We start from the raw sequence: 782 nt of genomic DNA, 5'->3' as shown, positions 1-782 counted from the left end.
AACGTTTAGTATAACCGCAGTTACGGATTAAATTTAATGTTTTTCGGATAAGCACCTACGGTAGCAATTACGCGTGGATTCGGACGCAGTCGAATCCGCCGTAATTGCGGTTATACATTGTTGGCAACTGGTTTTTTTCTGAGTAATTGTTGCTGATATTCTAAACTATTCCGTTTCATCGTTTTTAATTGTAAAATAATTGCAATCAACGGTGTGTCCCGAAATAAGTATTCAATTAATTCAGTTTTATTTCCATATCTGTCCTCTGTTTCTTCCATCGATAGAGAACCCTGAATTCGTTTTATATATATCAGATGGTCAAAGTATTTAAGAATTTCGTTACGATATTCTTTAGTAAGTTCTTTGTATTCGATGGCATTTTTAGATAGCGTGTCGGCACTAAAAAAATAATCATTTCCTCTTTCATATCCTACGAGCAACTTCTGGTTTTTATCGATTTTATCGTATTCATAATTCAAATCAGCGTTTAAATCATCTACAATTTCATCAATTTTGGCAGTATATATCCTTGTTGCGCTGTCAATTTTTCTTGTTTCGTCATCCAACCGGTTCTCTATTTCCAATTTTGATATTTCGAATTTAATCTGCTCGTTTAGATAAAAGATATTGTAATCTAATTCATTAATAAGCAATCCATACATTGCAAAGTCCTTCTCATAATTCAATTCTTTGTTTTGCTTATCATTACAAGCAATTATTAAAATCGAAAATAAAATTATTAATAGTTTCTGCATTTTCTTCAAACTTGTTGCCAACGTTTA

Annotated in this window: 1 protein-coding gene; it reads right to left on the bottom strand. The window is 31.7% G+C overall.

Annotated elements, in window-relative coordinates; all coding sequences use genetic code 11:
* Nucleotides 1-110: 110 nt before the first annotated feature.
* Nucleotides 111-755: a hypothetical protein gene (locus QRD02_RS14305; RefSeq protein WP_290255641.1), complete on the bottom strand. Its 645-nt coding sequence runs from the start codon at nt 753-755 to the stop codon at nt 111-113.
* Nucleotides 756-782: the final 27 nt, after the last annotated feature.

The sequence above is a fragment of the Aequorivita aurantiaca genome, from assembly GCF_030410135.1.
Lineage (GTDB): Bacteria > Bacteroidota > Bacteroidia > Flavobacteriales > Flavobacteriaceae > Aequorivita > Aequorivita aurantiaca.
Note: the sequence above shows the minus strand (reverse complement) of the source record. Positions and strands in the feature narration are given on the sequence as shown.